Origin of the sequence: Rhizobium hidalgonense (genome assembly GCF_002914525.1) — a bacterium.
Lineage (GTDB): Bacteria > Pseudomonadota > Alphaproteobacteria > Rhizobiales > Rhizobiaceae > Rhizobium > Rhizobium hidalgonense.
The window spans coordinates 92,202-109,599 of record NZ_LODW01000116.1 but is presented as its reverse complement, the minus strand read 5'-3'; the positions used below and the strand labels follow the sequence as shown (position 1 = coordinate 109,599).

Genomic DNA, 17,398 nt, shown 5'->3' with positions numbered 1-17,398 from the left:
GTCTATTGCCTTTTAGGGAGCGGCACGCGGCCCAGGATGTTCGTCACGCCTTCCATCGTATAAGGCTTCTGCAAGACCGGCGCGTCCGAGTGGCTATTCGCCTGGGCGATGCCTTCCCCATAACCTGTGGCAAAGAGGAAGGGCACGCCCTCGGCTGCGAGCCGGTCGGCAATGCCGAAACTCGTCTCATCGCCAAGGTTGACATCGAGAAGCGCCAGATCGAAGGACTGGCTGGCCAGGGTCTCCATTGTTTCGGCAACACTTGGCGCCGTTGTCACTTTGCCGCCAAGGCGGCGCAGGATGTCCTCTCCATCCATGGCGATGATCAGGTTGTTTTCGACCAGCAGAACGTTCAGGCCGGAGAGCGGCTGGTGATCGTCGGCGATCGTCCTGCGCTCAGTCGCGCCGACCGGAGCTGAATTTGGCGGTTCGCTTGTCGGCTCGACGACATAGCGCGCCGGAATATTGAAATCCGCCTCGAGCCCGTCCCTGACGTAGCGGATCTCCGCCTTGCCGCCGAGATCATAGGGGATGGAGCGCCGGATAATCGTCGAGCCGAAGCCGTGACGTATGGGCTCGACGACGGGCGGGCCATCCTTTTCGCGCCAGCCGATGTGCAGATTGCCTTCGTCATCGCGGTGCCAGCCGAGCTGGACGGTGCCGCTGCCGGCTGCCGAAAGGCTGCCATATTTGGCGCTATTGGTCATCAGCTCGTGGAACACAAGGGCGGCGGTGGAAAAGGCCTGCGGTTCCAGGAGCACGTCTTCGCCGTGCATTTGGATGCGCTGCGCATTTTTCCCGAAATAGGCGGCCGTCTCAGCCAGCAGCAATTGCCGCAGCGAAGCCGGCGCCCAATGATCCCTGGTGATCTGGTCGTGGGCGCGAGCGAGCGACTGGACGCGGCCCTCGATCTGGCGGATGTAGTCGCCAACGCTGACCGACGTCGTCTGCGATTGCCGAATGATGCCGGTGATGAGGCTCAATATGTTGCGGACACGGTGGTTCAGTTCGGCGATCAGCAGTTCCTGGCGCTCGTTGGCGGCCTGGCGCGCCATGCTGGCCTCGTCGGTGAGACGCAAGACCACCTCGATCAGCGTGACCCGGATCGTTTCGGCGACATGGCGCTCAGCCTCAGTAAAGGGCCGGGAGCGGCCGCGCACCAGTTCCGACCAGGCCTCGAAACTCTTGCGCGGCGTTAGCCGGGGACCATTGGGGCCGTATTCCACCGGCTTGTGCGGGTCGCCGCCCCAGCGGACAGTGCGCACCAGTTCCTGGCGGAAAAGCACGACATAATCGCGCGGCGAACGCGAGATCGGGATGGCGAGCATGCCTGCGACGCCGTCGTCGACGGCAAGATCCGGATAGGTGTCGGCGAGCCTGTCGACGGCATAGATGCGGCCGGCGGCATTGCGGTTGAGATGGCGGACAAGGGCCGCGAAGCTTGTCTCATCCGGCCCGATGCCGGCAAGCGCCAGCCGGCCGTTGATCCAGACGCCGATGCCGTCGGCAGGAATGACGTCGGCAAGCGCCTCGATCAGCCAGGCCGGATCGTCGAGCAGGCTGGCATTGTCGGCGACGGATGTGAGAAGCCGGTCGGCGATGCGGCGGGCCTTGGTCTCGTAATCGAGCGCCAGCCGCCGTTCGCGGCTTTCGAGGCGCGAGGCAAACATCTGGCCGAACAGTTCGGCGGTGGAGCGGTTTTGCGCCGAAGGCAGGTGGGGGCCGTAATGATGGCAGGCAAACAGACCCCAGAGCTTGCCGTCGACGACGATCGATATGGAGAGCGAGGCGCCGACGCCCATGTTTTTCAGATATTCGATGTGGATCGGCGAGACCGAACGTAAAACCGACATGGAGAGGTCGAGCGGCTGTCCGTGCTCGTCGAGCTGCGGGAGGACCGGCACGGGCACCGCCTCGATATCGGCGATGATGCGGAACAGGTTGCGCAGATAGAGCGCCCGCGCCTGCACCGGAATGTCGGAGGCCGGATAGTGCAGACCGAGGAACGAGCCAATGCCGCTGCGGGCGGCTTCCGCCACGACCTCGCCGGAACCGCCTTCATCGAAACGATAGACCATCACCCGGTCGAAGCCGGTGAGTGCGCGCGCCTGCCGCGCGCCCTCGCGGAAGAAAGCCTCTATCGTTTCCGTCTGGTCGAGGCGGGACATCATGCCGCGCATGGAGAGCGAGGGGGCGTTGCGCCTGACTTCCTGGCCGGGTTCGCCTTCGAGGATGACCTGATTTTCATTGAAATGCACGGCAAGGTCGAAGCGCGACTGATCGGGCATCAGAGCAATGTCGAAAATGCGTTCGCCGACATCGGGACCGCGCAGCGTGGTCAGCTTGTTGCGGATCGTGTGGAGCGCCTCCGGCGTGATCACGGAGGAAACGGGACGGCCCAGCGCGTCGGGCTGTTCCACCCCGAGAAACTCCGCGAGGTTGGCCGAGGCGCGGGTGACGATCCAGTCCGAAGATATGGCCAGCAGGAAGCCGAAGGGCTGGATCGCTCCGAGCTGGTGGATCGGCTCGCGGTCGCAATTGGTGAGATCGATGGGTTCGCGTGCGCCGCTCATGCGACGGCTTCCAGTTCGAGCTGTCCGGCCTCGAGGAAAAGATCGAAGATGCTGCGGGCCGCCAAGACGGCGGCCTCGGGATCCTTTGGATCGCTGGCGTCGAGGCTCTCCATGAAGGTTCGCATGGCGGCCTTGGGGCCCTGCGGCGTCAGATATCGGCAGGGCAGGTGATCGGGCACGGATCTGGCGAGCATGGCGCCGCCGAGCTTGGAGCCTTCCAGCACATAGGCGGCGCCCCAGATTGCCGCTTCGCCACGCAATGCCGGTGGCGGAAGCAAATCGGGCAATTGATCGCCGAGTTCCCTGATGTCGGCTGATATCAGCTGCGCGCGCCCTCGTTCCGGCCAGTCGGGCAGCAGCCGAGCTATGCCGGCCTCCTCGAGGGCATGTTCGATTGATGGCACGACCCGGGCATGCGCGCGCAGGAACGCCTTGTAATCCTGTGTGCGTGAGAGGTTGAAACTGCCGAAGAGAGCGTCGACCGCGGCGTGGCAATCTGCAGTTTGTGCGCGGAGGGCGCTGCGAAGTGACATGCTGAGCTTGTTCCGAGTGATATGGCTGCCGTCGGGATGACGAACTAGCGGATATACTGCGGCATCGGGTTATTTCCAGAGAAACGCCTGGGAATTACATGCGTTTCTCATCACCTTGCGGCGGCAGCCCGCCAACGGTGACCAGCGCTGGCCGCTCAGCCCATCACCGCCGGCAATCTGGCGGCGAGCGTATCGATCGCAAGCCTCACCTTCGGCAGCATGACGGGGGAGCGCAGCCAGATGGCATGGGCATCGAAGACATTGGCGGGTTCGTGCTTGAGTACCTGAACGAGCCGGCCGGCCAGCACCTCCACGCGCACCAGCCAGCAAGGCAGCCAGGCAAGACCGCGCCCCGCGACGGCCGCATCGGAAATCGAAGCCAGATCGTCGAGCCGCAGTCGCGCCTTGGGCGCTATCCGTCGCCAGGGATCGGCCGACGTGGGAAAGATCCAGCCTCTGTCATAATCGCCCCGCCTGTAGACGATGCCTTCATGCAGCTGAATATCGCAGATCGTTTGCGGGGCGCCATGTCTGTCCAGATAGGTGGGTGACGCGCAGACGGTCATGCGCTGGCGGGCAATCGTCCGAGCCATCAGATCGGGATTGTCCTTCAGCGGGCCGTTGCGAATGGCAAGGTCGAAGCCATCCTCGAGCAGATCGACGATCCGGTCGTTGAAGGAAAGGTCGAGTTCCAGATCGGGATGTTCATCAAGCAGGCTTGCGAGGATCGGCGCGATGCAGTGGCGGCCGAAGAGCACGGGCATGGAGATGCGCAGCCGTCCCCGAACCTCACGCCGGCCGGATTCCAGCATGGCTTCGCCGAGGCGAATTTGCTCGACCGCCCGCAGGCAACGCTCGTAGAAGAAGCGGCCTTCCTCGGTGAGGCTCTGCATGCGTGTCGTACGGTTGAAAAGGCGGACGCCGAGGCGCTGTTCGAGGCGCGCGATGGTCTTGGCGACGGCCGAGCGGGTGAGGTGGAGCCGGTCGGCGGCAGCCGAAAAGCCGCCGGCCTCGACGGCTTCCACGAAGATCGAGATACCCTTCAGCTGCTCCATTTGTTTCCTCCATGGAACCATTCAGGCGAATTAATATCGCAACTGGCGCGAAATATTCAACGATATGTTTTTGCTCCCTGCAATGGACAAGGAGCAAGACAATGCAGACAACACGGCAATGGCAGATTGACGCGATCGGCCCCGACCGCCGCCTCACGATCGGCGAGCGGACACTCGAACCGCTTTCGGGAAACAAGGTTCTGGTCCGGACAGAAGCCGTCTCCCTCAATTTCCGCGACCGGCTGGTGCTGGAAAGCGGCATGGGGTTGCCGCTGCAATTCCCCTTCGTACCGGCTTCGGATATGGCGGGGATCGTGGAGGCGGTCGGACCTGATGTCACCCGTTTCAGGCCGGGCGACCGCGTCATCTCGACCTTTTCGCCGGACTGGGTTGACGGGCGCGGTCTAGGCGATGCGCGCACCCCGCCTTACAAGACACGCGGCGGCTTTTATCCGGGCGTCCTTTCCCAGTACGCCGTGCTTTCCGAGGAATGGTATGTGCGCGCGCCTGACACGCTGGATGCGGGTGAGGCGAGCACCTTGTCCTGCGCCGGGCTGACGGCCTGGTTCGCGCTGATCGAACGCGGCTGCCTGAAGGCCGGCGAAAAGGTGCTGGTGCAAGGCACCGGCGGCGTGGCACTCTTCGGCTTGCAGATCGCCAAGGCGCATGGTGCGGAGGTCTTCATCACCTCGGGCAGCACCGGGAAGCTCGAGCGCGCCGTTGCCCTCGGGGCGGATCATGCGATCAACCGCCATGACGGCGACTGGGTTGAGCAGCTCTATCAGTTGACCGGCGGCTACGGCGCCGATCACGTGCTCGAAATCGTCGGCGGCCCGCATTTCGGTCAGGCACTAAAGGCGGTCGCGGTCAACGGCCGAATTTCCGTCATCGGCGTGCTCGAAGGGTTCGAAGTCTCCGGCCCGGCCGGCCTGCTCCTGCTCAAGGCGCCGGTGGTGCAGGGCATCTCGGTCGGCCATCGCCGAGCGCTTGAGGACCTGGTGCGCGCCGTCGACCAGACCGGGCTGAAGCCGGTAATCGACAAGCGTTATGCTTTCGAGGAATTGCCGCAAGCGCTCGATCATCTCTATCGCGGCCCGTTCGGCAAGGTGGTCGTCGAGTTCTGAAACATACGCTCCCCTCGCACTGCTGAGGGGAGCATTCTGCCAAAGCGTGTCGCATCGAGCGACATGCTTTATTTGGCGGCAACGGCTGCGCTTTCGAAGGCCAAGCCCTCGTCGGCCCAGCCGGTCATGCCACCGATCATCAGCTTGGCCGTTAGGCCGAGCTTGGCCAGGCGGAAGGCGGCCTTGTCGGCGCCGTTGCAGTGGGGACCGGCGCAATAGACGACGAAGAGGGTGTCCTTTGACCATTCCGACATACGGTGCGCGGTCATTTTGCCGTGTGGCAGGTTGATCGCGCCCGGCACGTGGGACTGCGCAAATAGCGCCGGCGTGCGCACGTCGAGGAGTACGAAATCGACCTTGGCGCCAGCAAAGGCGGCATGGACATCCGAGCAGTCGGTTTCGAAGGCGAGCTTGGCGGCATAATGGGCGACGGCGAGATCGGGCGCGGCGGCAGGGATTTCGGAGGCGGGGTTTGGCATCGGTCTTTCCTTTCATGTTGTAATTGCCGTCTGGTATTGCCGATGCTACAGCTTTGCGAAATTGGCCATCGTGACTGACAGCGTAAAGATCATGCCAAATCACTTCCCACAGCAGACGAAGGGACCGTTGGTCGCAGCCCTTGCCTATGACGGGCTCTGCACCTTCGAATTCGGCATCGCCTACGAGGTCTTCGGTCTGTCGCGTCCGGAAATGGGCGAGGACTGGTATCGCTTCTCGGTCTGCGGCATCGAGCCGGGGCCGCTTCGCGCCGCGGGAGGGCTGACGGTCGGGGTCGACAAGGGACTGGAGATCCTTGATGAGGCGGATCTGATCGTCGTACCCGGCTGGCGGGCGATCGATGCGCCGGTGCCCGAGCCGCTCGCCCAAGCGCTGAGAGCAGCGCATCAGCGCGGCGCGCGCATCATGTCGCTCTGTTCCGGTGTCGCGGTTCTGGCCGGGTGCGGACTGCTTGCCAGCCGCAGAGCGACGACGCATTGGCGTTACGTCGCCTCGATTGCCGCCCGTTATCCCGATATCGCGCTCGATGCCGGCGTTCTCTATATCGATGAGGGCAGCCTGCTGACGGCGGCCGGCAGTGCCGCCGGCATCGATCTCTGCCTGCATGTGGTGCGGGGCGATTTCGGTTCGGAGGCGGTCAACAGCGTCGCCCGCCGCCTTGTCGTGTCGCCGCACCGCGAAGGCGGACAGGCGCAGTTCATCAGCGCGCCGGTTCCTGAAGAGCGTGAGGGCATCCGCCTCGGGCCGCTGATCGAATGGATGCGCGAAAGCCTTGCCGAGGAGCAACCGATCAGCCGGCTCGCCAAGAGGGCGGGCATGAGCATGCGCACCTTCCAGCGCCGCTTCGAAGCGACGACGGGTCTCAGTGTCGGCGAATGGCTGCTGAAGGAGCGGCTGCGCCATGCCCGCGACCTCCTCGAAAAGGAACTTGCCGTCTCGCTCGAGGACATCGCGGTATCAAGCGGCTTCGGCACTCTGGCAACGATGCGCCACCATTTCCGCCGGCGGCTGGGAACGAGCCCGCATGCCTATCGGAAGTCATTCGGCGGGTGGGGCGCGTCGTGCTTGCATTTATGTCCGACTTCACCTAAAGGGGCGCTCTCTATTGTTCTGGATAAAGGGAGCGCCACGATGACGACTATCTCCGCACGCCCCGAGAGGGTTTCGGCTTAACTCGGCCAATGAGCTGATGAATGCCGGTTGAACATCGCCATATGCAGCGATGAAAGACCACTCATATCCAGAGTTCATTATCATGGGCAATTCTATCGGGAGCGGGAGCTCCCCGATGACGTCGGCATCAGATCCGGCGGTCATCAATCGTTTCTTTTCCGGTTCCGCCTGGATCGAAGGCGCTGCCTTGGACCAGCTCGACGAGATGTCGCGCCTGCCGGGCGTCCTGGAAATCGCTGCCTTTCCGGATGTGCACCCCGGAAAATATGGTGCGACCGGCGTCGCCCTGCTGTCGTCGCGGCTGCACCCGCTGCTGATCGGCAACGATATCGGCTGCGGAATGTCGCTCTTCGGCCTCGATCTGCCACTGCGCAAGCTGAAGATCGATAAGGCGGCGGAGCGGCTTCGCCGGCTTGAAACGCAGGCAATCGGAGAGGCGCGCGAATGGCTGGCCGAAACCGGACTGCCCGCCGACCTCGCCCCCGATGCCTTGGGCACGATCGGCGGCGGCAACCATTTCTGCGAGCTGCAGGCGGTTGAAGATGTTGCCGAGGGCGGACACGTTGCCGGTCTTGACGATCAGGGTCTTTACCTGCTCGTTCATTCCGGCTCACGCGCCCTTGGCGCCACAGTCTTCTCGCAGAGCCTGGCCGCTCATTCGGGACTTGCCGCCGGCCTCGATCCCGGTTCGGAGGCGGGGGGCGCCTGGCTCGGGAGCCATGATCGCTGTGTCGCCTGGGCATCGCTGAACCGGCGGCTGATCGCAGTGCGGGCCGCAGCGGCGCTTCGTGCCGATCTACGCCTCATCGCCGACATACCGCACAATCTCGTTCGTCGCTCAGATCGCGGGTTTGTGCATTATAAGGGCGCTGCGGCCGTCGCACCCGGCGAATTCGCGCCGATTGCGGGATCTCGGGCCAGCCTCAGCCATGTGGTTGTCACCAGTGCCGAGATCGGTCGTTCGCTCGGCGGCATCTCTCATGGGGCCGGACGCAAATATGACCGCGCCACCATGCATGGGCGGGTCGGCCGCAACCGATCCGAACGCGAACAGCTGCTGCGCAATTCCTGGGGCGGGATCGCCATTTGCGACGATCGGGCTCTCGTCGTCGAAGAAGCAGCATCGGCCTACAAGGATGCGGGGCAGGTCGTGAGCGACCTCGAAAAGGCCGGCCTGATCATTGGGCTTGCTAGCTTGCGGCCGCTTGTCACCTTCAAGAAGGCGGTTGATGAGGCGGAGGTGGAACAGCGTCGGCGAAAGCCTGACTATCGCCGAGAAGGAGGGCGCGGCCATGAACGCTATTGATCTTCTCGTGACGTCGGGCAACGGACCGGTGGAGTGCCGTATAGCGCTCACCAAACTTCTCGGCATCCTCGAGCGCGAGGCGATCGAGCTTGGCTGTTCTTTCGAGGCGAACCTCGGTCCGATGCCGGATCGGCACGGTGCGAAGTCGGCGATCATCAGCCTCGATGGTCTCGAGGCGGAGCGGATTGCCAGCGGCTATTGCGGCTCGATCAGGTTCACCTTCAAGAGCCCGGTGCGTCTCGGTCACAAACGGCAGAACTGGTACGTTGGGGTTCAGCGTATCGAGCCCGGCCCGGAGGGTGGCGTGGTGATTGATCCCGCCGACCTGCGTTTCGAGACGCTGAGAGCCGGCGGTCCGGGTGGGCAGCATCAGAATACGACAGACAGCGCGGTACGCATTCTGCATCGGCCAACCGGTCTCATGGTGACGGCGCGTGACGAGCGCTCGCAACACCGCAACAAAGCCCTGGCGCTTCGACGGCTTGAAGCGATGCTGCATCAAATCGAGGTTGAAAAGCAAGAGGTGGCCAAATCCGGACGCTTCATCGCCAATCGGGCCATCGAGCGGGGCAACGAGGTCAAGGCTTTTAAACCGTGATTCGGCATGTGGGTCCGACCGCAACAATAAACGGCGCCCTTCGACAAAGGGCGCCGTCACGTTCAATCACGGTCTCTAAAAGTAGTGATCCCCCTCGATGCCGTCATAATTGCCGGATTGCAGGCAGCAGTTCTTGAAACCTCCTCCTGGAACTGCAGGGGCAGGGATCGTTGCGGCCGAGTTTTTCGATCAGTTCGACGTCGCCATGGACGAATTGCGAACCGGTTTTGACCCGGGCTTCTGACGGGAAGGATTTACGCCGTTTCGATGTGACCTCAAAAGCTGAAGTCGGTGAGGTGTTTGCGAGCCATGGCTGCCTCCTCTTCGTGATACGCTGCGATCGTGCAACATGGTCGGCATAAATCCATTGCCGGTTCAGCGCAACGCCGCGGATCGATCTTCTCCGCGGCGTTCCAGACCGATCACTCCGCTGCCTGGCGGGCCATCGGGTTGTTCGGATGCGTCGTCCAGTTGGCGTAGTTCGGGTCGACGGTGCGGCCGGTGCGCTTGTCGAGGGTGCCGGCGGCAAGCGGCTCCATGGTGATGCAATTCTCGACGGGGCAGACGTTGACGCAGAGATTGCAGCCGACGCATTCCTCTTCGATTACCTCGAAATGGCGCAGGCCGTTGACGACGTTGGTGATGGCCTGATGCGAGGTGTCCTCGCAGGCGATGTGGCAGCGGCCGCATTTGATGCAGGCGTCCTGATCGATCTTCGCCTTGGCGATATAGTTGAGGTTCAGATACTGCCAGTCGGTGACGTTGGGCACGGCGCGGCCGGTGATGTCGTCGAGGGTGCGATGGCCCTTTTCGTCCATCCAGTCGGAGAGGCCGGTGATCATCTCCTGCACGATTTTGAAGCCATAGGTCATTGCTGCGGTGCAGACCTGGACGTTGCCGGCGCCGAGAACGAGGAATTCGGCGGCGTCGCGCCAGGTGGTGATGCCGCCGATGCCGGAGATCGGCAGACCGTAGGTTTCGGGGTCACGGGCGATCTCGGCCACCATGTTGAGGGCGATCGGCTTGACCGCCGGGCCGCAATAGCCGCCATGGCTGCCCTTGCCGCCGACCGTCGGATTGGGGGCGAAATTGTCGAGATCGACGGACACGATCGAATTGATCGTGTTGATCAGCGAGACGGCATCGGTGCCGCCGGCCTTGGCTGCGCGGGCCGGCCGGCGAACGTCGGTGATATTCGGCGTCAGCTTGGTGATGACGGGCATGCGGGTATATTGCTTGCACCAGCGCACGACCATATCGATATATTCCGGCACCTGCCCGACGGCGGAGCCCATGCCGCGCTCAGACATGCCGTGCGGACAGCCGAAATTGAGTTCGATGCCGTCGGCGTTGGTCTCTTCCACCAGAGGCAGGATCGCCTTCCAGGCCTGCTCCTCGCAGGGCACCATGATCGAGGCGATCAGCGCCCGATCCGGCCAGTTCATCTTTACCTGCTTCATTTCCCGGAGGTTGGTGTAGAGGTCCCGATCAGTGATGAGTTCGATGTTGTTCAGGCCAAGCAGGCGGCGGTCGGCGCCAAAGATCGCGCCGTAGCGCGGGCCGTTGACGTTGACGACAGGCGGGCCTTCCTCGCCCAGCGTCTTCCAGACCACGCCGCCCCAGCCGGCCTTGAAGGCGCGCTCAACGTTGTAAGCCTTGTCGGTCGGCGGCGCCGATGCCAGCCAGAACGGGTTCGGGGATTTGATGCCGACGAAATTATTGCGGAGATCAGCCATTGTTCTCTCTCCCCTTCAGGCAACCGCGACAGCCGGAGCGGCTGCTGCGGTGAGGGTGCGATGGATGGATTCGGCCGCGTCGCGACCGTGGGCGACGGCGGAAACCGTGAGATCGTCGCCGCCGAAGACGCAGTCGCCGCCGGCCCAGACGCCGTCGAGCGAGGTGTGGCCTTCGACATCGACGGCGATACGTCCGGATTCCATGCGCAGCAAACCGAGGCCCGCAGCGTCAAAGCTCTGGCCGATCGCCTTGAAGATCTGGTCGGCGGCGATCACGCCGGTTTCGCCGGTGCCGATGAGGCGGCTTTCGACAAGCTTGGTATATTCCACTTCGATCGCGGCGACCTTGCCGTCCTGCGACAGGATCGACTTCGGCGCCAGCCAGTGGCGGATGATGACGCCCTTGGAGCTTGCCAGATCCTGCTCATATTCGGAGGCATTCATGTGTTCCTTGCCGCGGCGGTAACAGATCGTCACCTCCTCGGCGCCGAGCAGCTTTGCCTGGACGGCAGCGTCGATCGCCGTCATGCCGCCACCGAGGACGACGACACGGCGGCCGATGGCGATATCGCCCTTGTCTTCGGCCTGGCGCAGTGCCGCGATGAAATCGACGGCGTCGTCGACGCCGGGGAGGTTCTCCCCGTCGATGCGCAGAGCATTGACGCCGGCAAGACCGATACCGAGAAAGACGGCGTCATACTGCGCCTGCAGATCGGCAAGCGAAAAATCTCGGCCGAGAAGAGCGCCGTGGCGAACCTCGATGCCGCCGATTGAGAGGATGTAATCGACTTCCTGCTGAGCGAAATCATCGACCGTCTTATAGGTGGCGATGCCGTATTCGTTGAGGCCGCCGGATTTTTCCCGGGCGTCATAAATGGTGACGGAATGGCCCTTCACGGCCAGGCGATGGGCGGCGGCAAGACCGGCCGGTCCTGCGCCGACGACGGCGATGGTCTTTCCGGTCGGCTCGGCCCTGGCGTAGAACTGCCTGCCGGCTTGCATGGCGGCATCGGTCGCATAACGCTGCAGGCGGCCGATCTCGACGGGGCGTTCTTCGGCGGTGTTGCGCACGCAGGCCTGCTCGCAGAGCTCTTCGGTGGGACAGACGCGGGCGCACATGCCGCCGAGGATGTTCTGGTCGAAGATCGTCTTTGCCGAGCCAAGCGCATTGCCGGTCGAAATCTGGCGGATGAACAGCGGGATGTCGATAGAGGTGGGACAGGCCGTCATGCACGGCGCGTCGTAGCAGAAATAACAGCGGTCGGCGGCGACCAGCGCCTCATGATTGTCGAGGCGCGGATGCAGATCGGAAAAATTAGCCTCATAGTCGGCAGGCGAAAGCCGGCCGGCATGAATCCCAGTTTCCAGTCGTTCCATTGAAGTTCCCTCATTATTGGTAAACGGCCTGTGAGGAAAAAGGTAACTCAGGTTTAAAAATTTATCAAACGGTAAAATTTTGACGGACCGACCTTGGTTGCCATCGGGTAAGTAACTGTTTTGTCGCCATAAATTCTACAGGCGCCTGCCGGCGAAATGATTGGGCGAGCGGCGGGAGGAGGGTATCCGAAAAAAGATTGAAAAAAGTCGAATTTTTTTTGTTTGGCGGGGAACCAATGTTCGATGTCGTCGTTATTGCGATATCCGGATGGTGATCGCATCGACCCAACATGCGCGCCCCCAACCCACTATCCGGACGTACTCACGGTCCCCTCCCGGTGAGTGAAGACAGCCGGTGCGCCGCCCTCGCACCGGCTGTTTTTCCGTTCGCCAATCCCGTTTCACGCGCAGTTCCGTTTTCACGCACGCTTGAAGATCTCGAATTCGGTTTCCGGAATGGTCAGACGATATTCAATGCGGCCGGGAACGAGGTTCAGCTCCGCCCTGCCGTTGACCGATGAGGGCACGACACGCTCGAGCACGGTGCGGCCGAAGCTGTTGTCGCTGAATTCGTGGACTTCCGTCTGGTTCTGTAGAACCTCTGCCCATGTGACTTCGATCGCCTGCCTGTCGCCGATCATGGCGTCGCGGCAATTCAACGTGATCGAGGAGGCGCCACCGGAGATAGCGCCATAGGAGGCCGAGTTGACGATGAGTTCGTGGAGGGCGAGTCCCAGATGCACGGCGGCATTCGGCGTCAGATGGGCGTTGATGCCGTAGATCGGCATGGAACCGGCCGTTTCCGGCCAGTAGGGAGCGAATTGCTTTTCGGCAAGTTCGAACAGATAGGCGCCGCGCCAACTCGAATCCGTGATCAGATCCTGCGAGTTGGAAAGCGATTGCAGCCGTCCGCGGAATTTAAGCAGGAAACTGTCGAGGGAGAGTGTGTTGCGCGCCGTCTGCGTGGCGATCCCCTGGATGATGGCGAGAAGGTTCTTGGAGCGGTGCGAGAGTTCGCGCAACAGCGATTTCAGCACTTTTTCCCGATGCCGGCTTTCGGTGACTTCCGCCATCACCGACAGAAGTCCATGGGTGCCGCGTTTGCCGGTGCGCTGGATCTTCAGTTCATAGGTGCGCATTTCGCCGTCGACGTCGACCTCGACCTCGGCATTGTTGGGGATTCCGCTTTCCAGCACCTTTTGTTTCAGCGCCGTCAGGTACCGGCCGTGCGTGTCGCCGAACAGGACGGCATCGCCGCCGCCCGGCGTGAAGAGCGCTGCGAAATGCGGCGGCAGATTTTCGGCATAGAAGATCGACAGCCGGGCGTCCTGGCAGAGGATTGAAATCCCGGCGCTGCCGAGCGCGCGTTCCATCATTGCGGCTTTGCCTTCGAGGGTAAAAGGCATGCCGGACAATGGTTCAGTCGTATTCACTCGGCCGCCTTTCCTTGTGACATCTTGAACCTCGCTGAAGGGAGCGCCCTCGAGGCCCCGCCTGTCAACTCTAGAACAAAGCGCTGCAAAAACCGTTAAAGCCACCGGAGCGTCCCGGTTAGCACCGGAACGTCTGTTTTAGCGATTTGGTTCCGAAGGCCGGAAAATTGCGTCTCAGGCGGCCACTCTGGTCGATTCGTTGAAGAAAAGAGCTTGGCTGATCAATGCCTTGACCATGTCTGGGTTGAAGGGCTTGGTGACAAGAAATGTTGGTTCTGGGCGCTCGCCGGTCAAAAGCCGTTCCGGGAAAGCGGTAATGAAGATCACCGGCACGCTCGACGTCTTGAGAATGTCGTTGACGGCGTCGATGCCGGAGCTGCCGTCGGCCAGCTGGATGTCGGCCAGCACCATGCTCGGCTTGGTCTTGTTGTAGAGCGCCACGGCCTCGGCATGGGTGCGGGCAATGCCGGTAACGCGATGGCCGAGGCTTTCGACCATTTGCTCGATATCCATGGCGATTAGCGGTTCGTCCTCGATGATCATGATATCGGTCGCAACCTGACGGGAAATCTCCTGCGAGGCCATGTCGAGCAGACGCATGACATCCTGTTCGTCGAGTTCCAGGATTTCGCCGATCTCGGCGACGCGAAAATTCTCTACGGAGGCAAGCAGGAAGGCCTGTCTGGCGCCCGGCGAAACCTTCGAAAGGTTCAGGGTGGCTCGCTGTTCCCAGGCATAGGGTGAAGTTGGCTCCGGAATCTGGACGGCGGTGGAACCAAACAATTGTGTAAACAGTTTGTAGAGTGCCACCCGGTCATTCGCCGTATCCGGGAAAATGGTGAGATCGGCGATGATAGCTTCGAGAACGGCGGCGACATAAGCGTCGCCCGAAGTCTGAGTGCCGGTAAGGGCGCGGGAATAGCGGCGCAGATAAGGAAGGTGCGGCGCAATTCGAGTGGAAAGTGTCATTAAGGGCTCCCGTATGCAGGCCGGTCATTGGTCCAATGAGCGGTTAACGTCGCCTTGCTAAAAAAGTTCCGGAACGGCAGGAACTTTTTTTGTCGCGCCGCATTATTCAAGCCGACGAAGAAAGGGCGTAGCGTTTTGACCCATGCAGTAAAAAATCCCGGCGACAGCGACAGGCGAAGGGTCGGTGTCGATGGTTGAAATCATGATCAGCCCCATGCACGCCCCAACAGACAACCGGCGAGAAGACGAATTGATGACGACACGCAAGAAAGAAGCAGCCGATCAGCGCAAGCTGGAGCTGCGGGCAAGCGACATCCTGGACCCGAACAATCAAATCGGCGTCCGGTTGCGGTCGCTCTATACCTCCGCGCAGGAGGAGGCGATCCCGGACCGGTTTCTCGACCTTCTCGAAAAGCTCGACCATGCCGAAATGATGGCTTCTGCCAAGATGGCCGAATAGGATCGTCCGCATGGAAGATAAAGCGCAACCCAGCTTCAAGCGGGAATTGCTGGCGGCCCTCCCAAGTCTCCGCGCCTTTGCAATTTCGCTCATCGGGCGGCACGATCGTGCCGACGATCTCGTCCAGGACACCATCATGAAGGCCTGGGCCAAACAGGATCATTTCGAGATGGGCACCAATATGAAGGCCTGGCTCTTCACGATCCTGCGTAATGAACTGTATAGCCAGATGCGCAAGAGCGGCCGCGAAATCCAGGACAGCGACGGGCTGTTCACAGAATCGATGGCGATGCACCCCTCGCAATACGGCGCGCTGGATCTGCAGGACTTCAAGAAGGCGCTCGACCAGTTGCCGCCGGATCAGCGCGAGGCGATCATCCTCGTCGGCGCCTCGGGTTTTTCCTACGAGGAAGCCGCCGAAATCTGCGGCTGCGCGGTCGGCACCATCAAGAGCCGCGTCAACCGCGCCCGCCAGCGCCTGCAGGAGTTGCTGCAGATATCAGGCGAGGCCGATTTCGGCCCGGATGCAACGTCCGCGCCGCTGACCTCGAAGGCGTTTGCGTTCTGAGAAAGTTATAATTGCGAGGAAGGCCGGTTGCCCTTGGGGCGCCGGCCTCTCGGTCTTTGCCGCGGGGAAGGACCAGAATCCGCGGATGCGTTGCCATTCGGGGACTCACCTCTCATTTCTGTGCCTGTCACAGGAATCCAGTGCGCCTAAGTCCTTGGGCGCGAGAGACTACTTTGAAGGACGTATGGAGTTACGCACGGCGCGGACGCGCCGTGCTGGATTCCTGTGACAGGCACAGAAATGAGGAAGAGAGGTGGGTGCTCCGTATCAGGGAGCGATCTGCACCCCTAGTCTTCCTCCCGCTTCGACCCCACCAGATTGGCCGCGACGATGGCCGCCAGCACGCCGGCGGTCAGGAGCGGCTGGGCGCGGATGAGGCCGAGGCCGACAGTTGCCATAGATTCCATCGCCGCACGGCGCTCGCGGGCGCGACGTTTATCCCGGGCATTCATGACCGCCATTACCACCAGCGCGATGATGGCGATCAACAGCGCGCAGACGGCGAGGAAGAGAACGGCGCCGAACGCGCCGTAGATGCGAGCGAGCCAGATGGCGCCTGCTGTGACAGCCAGCGCGTAGGCGGTGAGGAGAAAAAGCGCTGCGAGCGCGATGAAGATGCTATTGCGCTTGGCGCGTGCAACGGTTCGGTGCACGCTTGCGCCCGTTACGAGGCTGAGGATCGAGAGCATCGCGCTTCCTCAGCGGCGGGCGAGGAAGGCGATGGCCAGGCCGAAGACGGCTGCAGCGCCGATGGTTGCCAGCGGATGTTTGCGCACGGTCTCGCGCATTTCCGTCGTGCCGAGTTCATAGCCGCGCTGCAATTCGCGTAGCAGATCCTCGCTGCGGCCGAGCAGTTCTTCATATCCGACGCCGGCCTGGCTGCGAATTTTTTCGCCCTGGTGGCGCGAACTCTTGCCGACGAGTCGGGTCAGTTCCGCGAGCTCGTCGCGCAGCGCCTCGATCTGCTCCTCGATGCCGGATTCTAAATTGTGGAAAGTACCGTTGCGGCGGCTGCGGCTGGACTGGAAAATCGAATAGCTCATGGCTGTCTCCATTGGCTGGGGCGCGCGCAAGCCCGCCTAATTCGCACCTGGGTCACCATCGTCCGTTGCATGAATTATATCGCCCGGCATTGACCCAGATCACTGCCGAAAAACGTGCCGGACGATCAAAAGTTCCGCCGGCGGCGGTCAGGCCTGGGAAACGGCGCTGTGGGCGAGCACAAAGGGCGTGCCGTCGGCCGGCACCTGGTTGATCCTGAGCGCGCAGCCGAACACCGACAGCATCGTTTCGTCCGTAAGCACGTCACCAATACTGCCGGCGGCGGCGAGGCGGCCGGATTTCATCAGCACGATGCGGTCGGCAAAAAGCGCCGTCAGGTTGAGATCATGCATGACGGCGATGACGCCGCCGCCGCGTTGGCAGAAATTACGGGCAAGCGTCATGATGGTCAGTTGGTGGCTGATGTCGAGGCTCGAGACCGGCTCGTCGAGCAGCAGCCAGCAGGGCTTGCCGTCGACCACGGGCGCGGCGATCTGGCAGAGCACGCGGGCAAGCTGCACCCGCTGCTGTTCGCCGCCGGAGAGCTCCTGATAAAAACGGCCTTCGAAGCCGGTGAGGTCGACCGAGGCAAGGGCTGCTGCCGCCGTCTGCTCGGCCTTGTCGGGATTGAGGTTGAGGCCCGATGTCAGGCCCATGCGGACGATCTCGCGCACGGTGAAGGGAAAGGAGATGGTGCTTGCCTGCGGCAGCACGCCGCGGATGGCGGCAAGCTGCCAGGGTTTCAGCCCTCGCACCTCATCGCCGCCGATGCGCACCGAGCCCTCATAGCCGAGTTCGCCGGAGATGGCCTTCATCGTCGTCGTCTTGCCGGAGCCGTTCGGCCCGGCGATCGCCGTCAGCTCGCCTGATTTTGCCGTGAAGGCGACGTCGTTGATGATGGCCTTGCCGGAAAGGCGCACCGAGACGCCGGAAACTTCGATCATCTGAACACCA

The 17,398-nt window shown here is 62.3% G+C and carries 17 protein-coding genes; 6 read left to right on the top strand and 11 right to left on the bottom strand.

Going from position 1 to position 17,398, the window contains the following annotated elements; translation table 11 throughout:
* Positions 1 to 2: 2 nt before the first annotated feature.
* The 3 genes from ATY29_RS32465 to ATY29_RS32455 form a co-directional block, all read right to left on the bottom strand.
* Positions 3 to 2,573 carry an HWE histidine kinase domain-containing protein gene (locus tag ATY29_RS32465; protein WP_003565948.1) on the bottom strand — a complete coding sequence of 857 codons (2,571 nt, stop codon included), beginning with the start codon at positions 2,571 to 2,573 and terminating at the stop codon, positions 3 to 5.
* Entirely contained in the window at positions 2,570 to 3,106 is a 537-nt protein-coding gene (locus tag ATY29_RS32460; RefSeq protein WP_003565946.1) for a biliverdin-producing heme oxygenase, read from the bottom strand. Before ATY29_RS32460 ends, ATY29_RS32465 begins: the two co-directional genes overlap by 4 nt.
* 155 nt (positions 3,107 to 3,261) lie before the next feature.
* Entirely contained in the window at positions 3,262 to 4,161 is a 900-nt protein-coding gene (locus ATY29_RS32455) for a LysR family transcriptional regulator (protein WP_097533922.1), read from the bottom strand.
* 101 nt (positions 4,162 to 4,262) lie between these two features.
* On the opposite strand from ATY29_RS32455, the gene ATY29_RS32450 reads away from it, so the two are divergent.
* Complete coding sequence (locus ATY29_RS32450) at positions 4,263 to 5,285, top strand: zinc-dependent alcohol dehydrogenase family protein (RefSeq protein WP_097533921.1); 1,023 nt, start codon at positions 4,263 to 4,265, stop codon at positions 5,283 to 5,285.
* Positions 5,286 to 5,353: 68 nt separating this feature from the next.
* Here ATY29_RS32450 and ATY29_RS32445 read toward each other — a convergent pair whose 3' ends face one another.
* Positions 5,354 to 5,764: a rhodanese-like domain-containing protein gene (locus ATY29_RS32445; protein ID WP_097533920.1), complete on the bottom strand. Its 411-nt coding sequence runs from the start codon at positions 5,762 to 5,764 to the stop codon at positions 5,354 to 5,356.
* A gap of 70 nt (positions 5,765 to 5,834) precedes the next feature.
* On the opposite strand from ATY29_RS32445, the gene ftrA reads away from it, so the two are divergent.
* The 3 genes from ftrA to prfH all read left to right on the top strand — a co-directional run bounded on the left by ftrA (position 5,835) and on the right by prfH (position 8,860).
* On the top strand, positions 5,835 to 6,956 hold the full coding sequence (gene ftrA, locus ATY29_RS32440) for a transcriptional regulator FtrA (protein ID WP_097534038.1): 1,122 nt from the start codon (positions 5,835 to 5,837) through the stop codon (positions 6,954 to 6,956).
* A 115-nt stretch (positions 6,957 to 7,071) separates the two neighbouring features.
* On the top strand, positions 7,072 to 8,262 hold the full coding sequence (locus ATY29_RS32435) for an RNA ligase RtcB family protein (RefSeq protein ID WP_244597487.1): 1,191 nt from the start codon (positions 7,072 to 7,074) through the stop codon (positions 8,260 to 8,262).
* Positions 8,249 to 8,860, top strand: coding sequence for a peptide chain release factor H (prfH, locus tag ATY29_RS32430; RefSeq protein ID WP_097533918.1), 612 nt, complete (start codon positions 8,249 to 8,251; stop codon positions 8,858 to 8,860). The genes ATY29_RS32435 and prfH overlap by 14 nt, the downstream gene beginning before the upstream one ends.
* A 422-nt stretch (positions 8,861 to 9,282) precedes the next feature.
* Here prfH and preA read toward each other — a convergent pair whose 3' ends face one another.
* The 4 genes from preA to ATY29_RS32405 all read right to left on the bottom strand — a co-directional run bounded on the left by preA (position 9,283) and on the right by ATY29_RS32405 (position 14,375).
* Complete coding sequence (gene preA, locus ATY29_RS32420; RefSeq protein ID WP_097533917.1) at positions 9,283 to 10,596, bottom strand: NAD-dependent dihydropyrimidine dehydrogenase subunit PreA; 1,314 nt, start codon at positions 10,594 to 10,596, stop codon at positions 9,283 to 9,285.
* A 15-nt stretch (positions 10,597 to 10,611) separates the two neighbouring features.
* Positions 10,612 to 11,973: an NAD(P)-dependent oxidoreductase gene (locus tag ATY29_RS32415; RefSeq protein ID WP_025416875.1), complete on the bottom strand. Its 1,362-nt coding sequence runs from the start codon at positions 11,971 to 11,973 to the stop codon at positions 10,612 to 10,614.
* 419 nt (positions 11,974 to 12,392) lie between these two features.
* Entirely contained in the window at positions 12,393 to 13,388 is a 996-nt protein-coding gene (locus tag ATY29_RS32410; protein WP_193550385.1) for a sensor histidine kinase, read from the bottom strand.
* 192 nt (positions 13,389 to 13,580) lie between these two features.
* The gene (locus ATY29_RS32405) at positions 13,581 to 14,375 is read right to left on the bottom strand and encodes a response regulator (RefSeq protein ID WP_003581798.1); all 795 of its coding nucleotides are present in this window, start codon (positions 14,373 to 14,375) and stop codon (positions 13,581 to 13,583) included.
* Between the two features lie 253 nt (positions 14,376 to 14,628).
* On the opposite strand from ATY29_RS32405, the gene ATY29_RS32400 reads away from it, so the two are divergent.
* Complete coding sequence (locus ATY29_RS32400) at positions 14,629 to 14,835, top strand: NepR family anti-sigma factor (protein ID WP_097534032.1); 207 nt, start codon at positions 14,629 to 14,631, stop codon at positions 14,833 to 14,835.
* A gap of 10 nt (positions 14,836 to 14,845) precedes the next feature.
* On the top strand, positions 14,846 to 15,403 hold the full coding sequence (locus ATY29_RS32395; RefSeq protein WP_003565924.1) for an RNA polymerase sigma factor: 558 nt from the start codon (positions 14,846 to 14,848) through the stop codon (positions 15,401 to 15,403).
* 287 nt (positions 15,404 to 15,690) lie between these two features.
* On the opposite strand, the gene ATY29_RS32390 is transcribed toward ATY29_RS32395, so the two are convergent.
* The 3 genes from ATY29_RS32390 to ATY29_RS32380 all read right to left on the bottom strand — a co-directional run bounded on the left by ATY29_RS32390 (position 15,691) and on the right by ATY29_RS32380 (position 17,388).
* Positions 15,691 to 16,092, bottom strand: coding sequence for a hypothetical protein (locus ATY29_RS32390; protein WP_097533916.1), 402 nt, complete (start codon positions 16,090 to 16,092; stop codon positions 15,691 to 15,693).
* A gap of 9 nt (positions 16,093 to 16,101) precedes the next feature.
* Positions 16,102 to 16,446 carry an ElaB/YgaM/YqjD family protein gene (locus ATY29_RS32385; protein WP_003565920.1) on the bottom strand — a complete coding sequence of 115 codons (345 nt, stop codon included), beginning with the start codon at positions 16,444 to 16,446 and terminating at the stop codon, positions 16,102 to 16,104.
* Positions 16,447 to 16,593: 147 nt separating this feature from the next.
* Positions 16,594 to 17,388, bottom strand: coding sequence for a heme ABC transporter ATP-binding protein (locus tag ATY29_RS32380; protein ID WP_025416872.1), 795 nt, complete (start codon positions 17,386 to 17,388; stop codon positions 16,594 to 16,596).
* Between the last annotated feature and the right edge of the window lie 10 nt (positions 17,389 to 17,398).

Coding starts and splice junctions, on each gene's coding strand:
- ATY29_RS32395 (WP_003565924.1), top strand. CDS start 14,846: ATGGAAGATAAAGCGCAACCCAGCTTCAAGCGGGAATTGCTGGCGGCC.
- ATY29_RS32445 (WP_097533920.1), bottom strand. CDS start 5,764: ATGCCAAACCCCGCCTCCGAAATCCCTGCCGCCGCGCCCGATCTCGCC.
- ATY29_RS32415 (WP_025416875.1), bottom strand. CDS start 11,973: ATGGAACGACTGGAAACTGGGATTCATGCCGGCCGGCTTTCGCCTGCC.
- ATY29_RS32380 (WP_025416872.1), bottom strand. CDS start 17,388: ATGATCGAAGTTTCCGGCGTCTCGGTGCGCCTTTCCGGCAAGGCCATC.
- ATY29_RS32435 (WP_244597487.1), top strand. CDS start 7,072: ATGACGTCGGCATCAGATCCGGCGGTCATCAATCGTTTCTTTTCCGGT.
- ATY29_RS32465 (WP_003565948.1), bottom strand. CDS start 2,573: ATGAGCGGCGCACGCGAACCCATCGATCTCACCAATTGCGACCGCGAG.
- ATY29_RS32450 (WP_097533921.1), top strand. CDS start 4,263: ATGCAGACAACACGGCAATGGCAGATTGACGCGATCGGCCCCGACCGC.
- ATY29_RS32385 (WP_003565920.1), bottom strand. CDS start 16,446: ATGAGCTATTCGATTTTCCAGTCCAGCCGCAGCCGCCGCAACGGTACT.
- ATY29_RS32460 (WP_003565946.1), bottom strand. CDS start 3,106: ATGTCACTTCGCAGCGCCCTCCGCGCACAAACTGCAGATTGCCACGCC.
- preA (WP_097533917.1), bottom strand. CDS start 10,596: ATGGCTGATCTCCGCAATAATTTCGTCGGCATCAAATCCCCGAACCCG.
- prfH (WP_097533918.1), top strand. CDS start 8,249: ATGAACGCTATTGATCTTCTCGTGACGTCGGGCAACGGACCGGTGGAG.
- ATY29_RS32390 (WP_097533916.1), bottom strand. CDS start 16,092: ATGCTCTCGATCCTCAGCCTCGTAACGGGCGCAAGCGTGCACCGAACC.
- ATY29_RS32400 (WP_097534032.1), top strand. CDS start 14,629: ATGACGACACGCAAGAAAGAAGCAGCCGATCAGCGCAAGCTGGAGCTG.
- ATY29_RS32455 (WP_097533922.1), bottom strand. CDS start 4,161: ATGGAGCAGCTGAAGGGTATCTCGATCTTCGTGGAAGCCGTCGAGGCC.
- ATY29_RS32405 (WP_003581798.1), bottom strand. CDS start 14,375: ATGACACTTTCCACTCGAATTGCGCCGCACCTTCCTTATCTGCGCCGC.